Origin of the sequence: Bradyrhizobium sp. ORS 375, assembly GCF_000239775.1 — a bacterium.
Taxonomy (GTDB): domain Bacteria; phylum Pseudomonadota; class Alphaproteobacteria; order Rhizobiales; family Xanthobacteraceae; genus Bradyrhizobium.
Genome location: NZ_CAFI01000282.1, coordinates 25,278 through 32,640, shown reverse-complemented (window position 1 = coordinate 32,640; position 7,363 = coordinate 25,278). Strand labels below are relative to the sequence as shown.

The 7,363-nt window shown below is 65.8% G+C and carries 8 protein-coding genes; 5 read left to right on the top strand and 3 right to left on the bottom strand.

The window, feature by feature from the left end:
- Positions 1-74: 74 nt before the first annotated feature.
- A complete protein-coding gene (locus BRAO375_RS20405; protein ID WP_009029338.1) occupies positions 75-1,496 on the bottom strand; it encodes a PleD family two-component system response regulator in 1,422 nt (473 codons plus the stop codon).
- 12 nt (positions 1,497-1,508) lie between these two features.
- Positions 1,509-1,874 (bottom strand): response regulator, encoded by a 366-nt coding sequence (locus BRAO375_RS20400; protein WP_006611250.1) that lies wholly within the window; start codon positions 1,872-1,874, stop codon positions 1,509-1,511.
- Between the two features lie 217 nt (positions 1,875-2,091).
- On the opposite strand from BRAO375_RS20400, the gene BRAO375_RS20395 reads away from it, so the two are divergent.
- Positions 2,092-2,391, top strand: coding sequence for a DUF3572 domain-containing protein (locus BRAO375_RS20395; protein WP_035641460.1), 300 nt, complete (start codon positions 2,092-2,094; stop codon positions 2,389-2,391).
- Positions 2,388-3,695: a DNA polymerase IV gene (locus BRAO375_RS20390; protein WP_009029336.1), complete on the top strand. Its 1,308-nt coding sequence runs from the start codon at positions 2,388-2,390 to the stop codon at positions 3,693-3,695. Before BRAO375_RS20395 ends, BRAO375_RS20390 begins: the two co-directional genes overlap by 4 nt.
- A gap of 8 nt (positions 3,696-3,703) precedes the next feature.
- On the opposite strand, the gene BRAO375_RS20385 is transcribed toward BRAO375_RS20390, so the two are convergent.
- Positions 3,704-4,561 (bottom strand): cell envelope integrity EipB family protein, encoded by an 858-nt coding sequence (locus tag BRAO375_RS20385; protein ID WP_009029335.1) that lies wholly within the window; start codon positions 4,559-4,561, stop codon positions 3,704-3,706.
- Between the two features lie 205 nt (positions 4,562-4,766).
- Here BRAO375_RS20385 and BRAO375_RS20380 point away from each other — a divergent pair, with 205 nt between their 5' ends.
- The 3 genes from BRAO375_RS20380 to BRAO375_RS20370 all read left to right on the top strand — a co-directional run bounded on the left by BRAO375_RS20380 (position 4,767) and on the right by BRAO375_RS20370 (position 7,344).
- Positions 4,767-5,234, top strand: coding sequence for a RidA family protein (locus tag BRAO375_RS20380; RefSeq protein ID WP_009029334.1), 468 nt, complete (start codon positions 4,767-4,769; stop codon positions 5,232-5,234).
- Between the two features lie 35 nt (positions 5,235-5,269).
- Positions 5,270-6,022 carry a glycerophosphodiester phosphodiesterase gene (locus tag BRAO375_RS20375; RefSeq protein ID WP_009029333.1) on the top strand — a complete coding sequence of 251 codons (753 nt, stop codon included), beginning with the start codon at positions 5,270-5,272 and terminating at the stop codon, positions 6,020-6,022.
- Between the two features lie 113 nt (positions 6,023-6,135).
- Positions 6,136-7,344, top strand: a complete 1,209-nt coding sequence (locus BRAO375_RS20370; protein WP_009029332.1) for a GNAT family N-acetyltransferase — start codon at positions 6,136-6,138, stop codon at positions 7,342-7,344.
- Positions 7,345-7,363 lie beyond the last annotated feature (19 nt).

Here is a 7,363-nt window from a genome sequence, read left to right as displayed (position 1 = left end):
GTGTGGAGACAGCTGTGGCTACTCGCGACGAGCGTATGCGGAGCACCAACCAGTCGGCTGCCCCGCCCTGCCCGCTATCGGCCCCGGCCGGCGGCTTGCGGCAGGAACGGTGCCGGCTGATGCACCGGCGCGATCGCAACGGCCCGATTGCGGCCTTCGTTCTTGGCGCGGTACAGCGCGGTGTCGGCGCGCTTCATCACGTCGGCGATCGGCTCGCCCTTCTGCTCCAATGTGGAGATGCCGATCGAGACCGTGACCTCGATGCGCTTCTCGCCCTTGTGCACCGAGAACGGCTCGTTGGCGACGGAGCGGCGCAGCCGCTCGGCGACCATGCCGGCGACGTGCAGGTCGGTTTCCGGCATCACGATCACGAACTCCTCGCCGCCATAGCGGCAGGCGAGATCGATGCCGCGGATCGACTTGCGCACGCGCATGGCGAACTCGCGCAGCACGTCGTCGCCGGCATCGTGCCCGTAATTGTCGTTGATCGACTTGAAGTAGTCGATGTCGAGCATCATCAGCGCCAGCGGCTTGCCGCGGCTCGCGGCCTGGTCGGCGAGCGTCGAAAGATGCGTCTCCATGTAACGACGGTTGTGCAGGCCGGTCAGCGCATCGGTGATCGCCATCTCGATCGAGTTCTGCACATTGTCGCGCAAATGATCAGTGTAGCGGCGCTTGCGGATCTGGGTGCGCGCGCGCGCCAGCAGCTCGTTCTTGTCGACGGGACGCAGCAGATAGTCGTTGACGCCGATCTCCAGCCCACGCAGCAGCCGCGAATTGTTCTCGGCTTCCGCGATCGCCAGGATCGGGACATGGCGCGTGCGCTCCAGCGAGCGCAACTGGCTGCACAGCCGCAGGCCGTCGAAATCATTGAGGTCGAGCGAGACGATGACGAGGTCGTAATTGCCGTCGGCAGCGTTGAACACGGCCTCCGCGGGATTGGGCTCGACATCGACGGAGTGCTCGGTCGCCAGCATCGGCCCGAGCCGCTCGTAGGACGACGGCCGGTCGTCGACCAGCAGGACCCGCCCGCCCTTGCCGGCATCGGCGACCGCATTGCGCTCGGGCGCCTGCACGCCGATCTCCAGCGAGGTCAGCGCGCGCATGCGCAGCTCGTCGGTCATCATCTTCAGCCGCGTCAGCGAGCGCACGCGCGCGATCAGCACGACGTCGGAGACCGGCTTGGTGAGAAAATCGTCGGCGCCGGCCTCCAGGCCACGCACCCGGTCGGCCGGGCTGTCGAGCGCCGTCACCATGACGACGGGGATGAAATGCGTCGCGGGGTTCGACTTCAGCCGGCGGCAGACCTCGAAGCCGTCCATGTCCGGCATCATGACGTCGAGCAGGATGATGTCGCATTCGGCGCGCTGGCAGATCTGCAGAGCCTCGGCGCCGTTCGAGGCGGTCAGTACGTCGAAATATTCGGCCGACAGCCGCGCCTCCAACAGCTTGACGTTGGCGGGGACGTCATCGACGACAAGGATGCGCGCGGACACTGCAGAAACTCCTCAGCCGATAAAACGTCGCACGGTTTCTATGAATTTTCCGACCGAAATCGGTTTGGAAAGATAGGCTTCGCAGCCACCCTCGCGGATGCGCTCCTCGTCGCCCTTCATCGCAAAAGCCGTCACCGCGACCACCGGGATCGCGCGCAAATCCGGATCGTCCTTGATCCACTTCGTCACTTCCAGGCCCGAGACCTGCGGCAGCTGGATGTCCATCAGGATCAGGTCGGGGCGCGTCTTGCGCACGATGTCGAGCGCCTCCACGCCGCTGGAGGTGCCGGACGTCTGGTACCCATGGGCTTCCAACAGATCGCGGAAGAGCTTCATGTTGAGCTCATTGTCTTCCACGATCAGGACGGTCTTGCCCATCCGCCCCTCCGAATCACTGACACCCGACTGCCCTCCGGTGGACACCTGCCCACCGCTACCCATCTAATTCAAACTAGCCCCAGATTCGTTCAAAGCCGTTAAGGCGGTATTCCATCTTCGACCGAGATGGTTTCCACTTGCTTGAACCCGCTCCGAAGACTCGGGCATGATGGTCGCAAAGTAGAGACGACAAGTTAATGGAAAGGCAAATGCCCCGTTGAAAAAGCGTTCTCAAAATCCGCGCGAAGTCGCTGAAATCGTTGCTATTCAGGCCTTGTCCTTCCTGGCCGCGGAACCCGAGCGCATCGGCCGGTTCCTGGCCGAAACCGGGATCGGTCCGGAGACGCTGCGATCCTCGGCAAGCGACCCGAATTTCCTGGCCAGCGTGCTCGATTTCGTGCTGCGCGACGACGAGACGGTAAAGGCTTTTGCCGAAAGCTCCAAGTTACATCCGACCAATATCATGGCCGCAAGGCAGGTATTGGGCGACCGGCAGTGGGAGCGTGACGTGCCGTGACGCCGCCGGGCCCAGAGGGAGCGTCGCATGCGGTCAGCGGGCCGACCTGCTTCTGCCGCGACTGCCTGTCGGATCTCGCCTCCGGCGCCCGCCGCTGCACCGCCTGCGGCTCGCCCCGGCTGGTCCGGCATCGCGCCCTGCCCGCGCTCACCTTGGCCCATATCGACTGTGACGCGTTCTACGCCACCGTCGAGAAGCGCGACAATCCCGAGGTGGCCGACCGTCCGGTCATCATCGGTGGCGGCAAGCGCGGCGTGGTCTCGGCCGCCTGCTACATCGCCCGCACCTATGGCGTGCGCTCGGCGATGCCGATGTTCAAGGCGCTGGAGCTATGCCCCGGAGCCGTCGTGATTCCCCCCGACATGGCGAAATATGTCCGCGTCGGCCGCGAGGTCCGCCAGGCGATGCAGGCGCTGACGCCGCTGGTCGAGCCGCTGTCGATCGACGAGGCGTTCCTCGATCTCTCCGGCACCGAGCGGGTCCACGGCATGATTCCGGCGAAAGTGCTGGCGCGCTTCGCCCGCGAGGTCGAGCGCGATATCGGCATCACCGTCTCGGTCGGGCTGTCCTGCAACAAGTACCTCGCCAAGATCGCCTCCGACCTCGACAAGCCCCGCGGCTTCGCCGCGCTCGACCAGGACGAGGCGGTGACGATGCTGGCCGACAAGCCGGTCGGCTTCATCTTCGGCGTCGGGCCCGCCACCCAGCAGCGGCTGGCGCAACATGGCTTCCGCGTCATCGCCGACCTGCAGCGCGCCGACGAGATCGAGCTGATGAAGCAGTTCGGCGGCGAGGGCCGCAGGCTGTGGCGGCTGGCGCGCGGCCTCGACGACCGCAAGGTGGTGGCCGACCGCGGCGCCAAGACGATCTCGAGCGAGACCACCTTCGACACCGACATCCGCGATTACGCCGCCCTGGAGAAGCTGCTCTGGCGGCTGTCGGAGAAGGTGTCGGCGCGGCTGAAGGCGAGCCAGCTCGCCGGCTCGACCATCACGCTGAAACTGAAGACAGCCGATTTCCGCCAGCGGACCCGCTCGCAGTCGATCGCCGCCCCCACTCAGCTCGCCGGAAAAATCTTCTCGATCTGCAAGGAGATGCTGGCGCGCGAGACCGACGGCACGGCGTTCCGCCTGATGGGTGCCGGGGTCAGCGCGCTACGCCCGGGCTCGGAGGCCTCCGACACCGACATGCTCGATCGCCGCTCGGCCTCGGCCGAGCGCGCGATGGATGCGTTACGCAAGAAGTTCGGCCACGCCGCGGTCATCCGCGGCATCGCCTATGACGGACCGGAGCCGGTGGAATGACGGTCCCGTCAGTTGCTGCAGGGCTTGCCGTCCTTGGCGTCCTTGACGTCGAACTTGCCCAGCGCGCCAGCGATGACGAAGTCGTTGTAGTCGAGCACGAGCGCGCGGGAGACGCCGTTCTCATACAGCTCGAACGACATCGCATAGACCGGCGTCTGCTCGCCCTCGGTCCGCTTGGCGTCGCGGTCGTAATAGCTGACCGTGACCGGCCAGCGCGTCAGCGACTTCATCTCGTCGCTGTCGGTCGACGCATCCGGCTTGGCCGGGGCCTTGTCGCCCGTCACCGGCGCGCCGATCACGGTCAGCGTGTTGTAGACCTTCTCGCCATTGTCGGAGCCGTCATAGACGGACAGCTCGAGCAGCGACTTGCCCTCCCGCGCGGCGGCGATGATGCGCTGGATCTGCTCGGTGGGAAACACGGTCGAGCCGTCGAGCGTGAAGGTCTTCGCCTCCGGCTGCTTCAGCTTGACGGTGATGTGATCGCCGGTGCGCTCAGCGATGCCATCCACTGGGCTGGAGGACTGGTCGTTCATCCGCGAGTCGATCTTGAAGCGATAGCTCTTGCCGGCGCCGTCCTCCCACGCCGTCGAGCGCAGGTCGCTCAGCGTGACCTTGCCCTCGCCGAGATCGAGCTCGGAGACCTGGCGGAAGTCCGAGGTGTAGCCGTTGCAGGCATTGCCGGAGAAATTGTACAGGATGCGGCCGCGCGCGCTGTTGACCGGGCTCGATCCGCGCGACTTCAGCAGGCTCAGATCGTACAGCGCCTGGTGCGGCAGGAACGGCACCCCCGCCCCGGCCTGCGCCGGACCGAACGTGATCGCGGCAAGCGCCAGCGCTCCCATCGACAGTCGAAACGAATGAGCCATGAGTTTTCCTCGGGGGGCGTATCGATAAACCGTCACATTAAAGACCGCTGCATTACGTCGCAACTGCGGCTGGCTCACGGAAACGTGCGTTCGCGGGGCCCAGTTAACGGCGGCGCCGGCTGCTTGCATGTCGCTGGCAACTGCGCCAAACAGGGCCGCGGTCCGGCACGGGATCGGCTTTCAGGCGACAGAACGGGGATTTGAGATGGCGGGCACGGTTGAACAGACTCTCGCGGCACAGGGCATCACATTGCCGGCGCCGAAGGCACCGGTGGCCAATTATGTCCCGTTCGTGCGCACCGGCAATCTGCTGTTCGTCTCGGGCCAGGTCTGCCTCGGCGGCGACGGCAAGATGATCGCATCCGGCAAGCTCGGCGGCGGCGTGTCGCTCGAGGATGGCTATGCGGCCGCGAAGGGCTGCGGCATCAATCTGCTCGCCCAGGTGAAGGCCGCGGTCGGCGACCTCGACAAGGTCGTGCGCGTGGTCCGGCTCGGCGGCTTCGTCAATTCAGCGCCGGATTTCCTCGATGGGCCGAAGGTGCTCAACGGCGCCTCCGACCTGATGGTCGCCGCGTTCGGCGACAAGGGCCGCCATGCCCGCACCACCGTCGGCGTCTCGGCGCTGCCGTCGGATGCGGCGGTCGAGGTCGAAGGCGTGTTCGAGGTCGAATAGGATCGAAGAGGTCGAGAAGAGAATGGACGGGGCGAATGCGCGCACCTGACTGGCTGACGGCCCGCCCCGTCGCCCATCGCGGCCTGCATGACGCGGCAAGCGGCATCATCGAGAACATGCCGGCCGCCGCGCGCGGCGCCGTCGCCCGCAACTTCGCCATCGAATGCGACATCCAGCTGTCGGCCGATGGCGAGGCGATGGTCTATCATGACTACGACCTCGGCCGCCTCACCGAGGGCTCTGGCCTCGTGATCGAGAAGACCGCGGCCGAGCTGAAGGCGGTCCGCTTCAAGCAGACCGACGAGCGGATGATGACGCTCAAGGACCTCTGCGACCTGATCGGCGGACGCGTGCCGCTGGTGGTCGAGGTCAAGAGCACCTTTCAGGGCGATCGCCGGCTGGTCCGGCGCATGACCGAAGTGTTGTCCGCCTATTCCGGCCCGGCCGTCGGCATGTCGTTCGATCCGGACCTCGTACTTGCCATGCGCGAGACCATGCCGAAGCTGACGCGCGGCATCGTCGCCCAGCGCACCTATGAGGACGGCTATTTTGCCAAGCTCACCCAGGAGCAGCGCGACAGCATGCTGCATCTCAGGCATGGCCTGAGCACCCAGCCGCATTTCGTCGCCTATTGGGTGCAGCAGCTGCCGTCGGCCGCGCCGTGGATCGCGCGCAACGTGTTCGGCTGCCCGCTCCTGACCTGGACCGTGCGCACCGCCGAGCAGCGCGCCACCGCCGCACGTTACGCGGATCAGATGATCTTCGAAGGGTTTACGCCGGAGACGTGAGGCGAGACTCGAGGCGGGCCTTGAAGTCGGTGCTGCGATGCACGATCTTGATCCCATAGCAATCTGGGCGGCTCGGCCGAGCGTTCCTGAGTTGCCTTCTGTTCAGGGGTTCGATGGCCTCACCTGAGATCACGCTCGAAGCCGTTCCCGGGATGTCCGAAATCCCGGCCGCCGCCTGGGACGCCTGCGCCAATCCCGCCGGCCGTCTGACGCCCGGCTCATCCGCGGCCTGCGGCCTCGCCTACAACCCTTTCGTCTCTCACGCCTTTTTATCCGCCTGCGAAGCCTCCGGGTCCGCCACAATCCGCACCGGCTGGGCGCCGCGCCATCTCGTCGCCAAGCTCGGCGAGGAAATCCTGGGCGTCGTGCCCTGCTATCTGAAGTCTCACTCGCAGGGCGAATACGTCTTCGACCGCGGCTGGGCGGATGCCTATGAGCGCGCCGGCGGCCGCTATTATCCGAAGCTCCAGGTCTCCGTACCCTTCACGCCGGCGACCGGCCCGCGGCTGCTGATCCGGCCCGACCAGGATCGCGAGATGATCGGCAACGCGCTGGCCCAGGGCCTGAAGGCGCTGTGCGGGATCAGCGAGGCCTCCTCCGTCCACGTCACCTTCGCCAAGCAGGCCGAATGGGAGCTGCTCGCCGCGCAAGGTTTCCTGCAGCGCACCGACCAGCAGTTCCATTGGCACAACCAGGGTTTTTCCAGCTTCGACGATTTTCTGGCGACGATGAACTCGCGCCACCGCAAATCGATCAAGCGCGAGCGGCGCGATGCGCTGGCCGCGGGGATCACGATTCACTGGCTTACCGGCAAGGACATCACCGAGGACGCGTGGGACGCGTTCTTCGACTTCTACATGGACACCGGCTCGCGCAAATGGGGCCGGCCCTATCTGAACCGCAAGTTCTTCTCGCTGATCGGCGAGACCATGGCCAATGACGTGCTGCTGGTGATGGCCAAGCGCGAGGGTCGCTGGATTGCGGGTGCCATCAACTTCATCGGCTCGGACACGCTGTTCGGCCGCAATTGGGGTGCGATTGAGCACCACCCGTTCCTGCATTTCGAGGTCTGCTACTACCAGGCGATCGATTTCGCGATCCAGCACAAGCTCGCGGTGGTCGAAGCGGGGGCGCAAGGCGAGCACAAGATCGTGCGCGGGTACCTGCCGCAGACCACCTACTCCGCCCATTACATCGCCGACCGCGGCCTGCGGCGGGCCATCGACGACTATCTCAAGCGCGAGCGCGCCTATGTCGAGCAGGCCGGCCGGGAGCTGGCCGAGTCCGGACCGTTCCGGAAAGGGATGGACGAGCAATCTTGACCGCCGGCACGGGCCAATG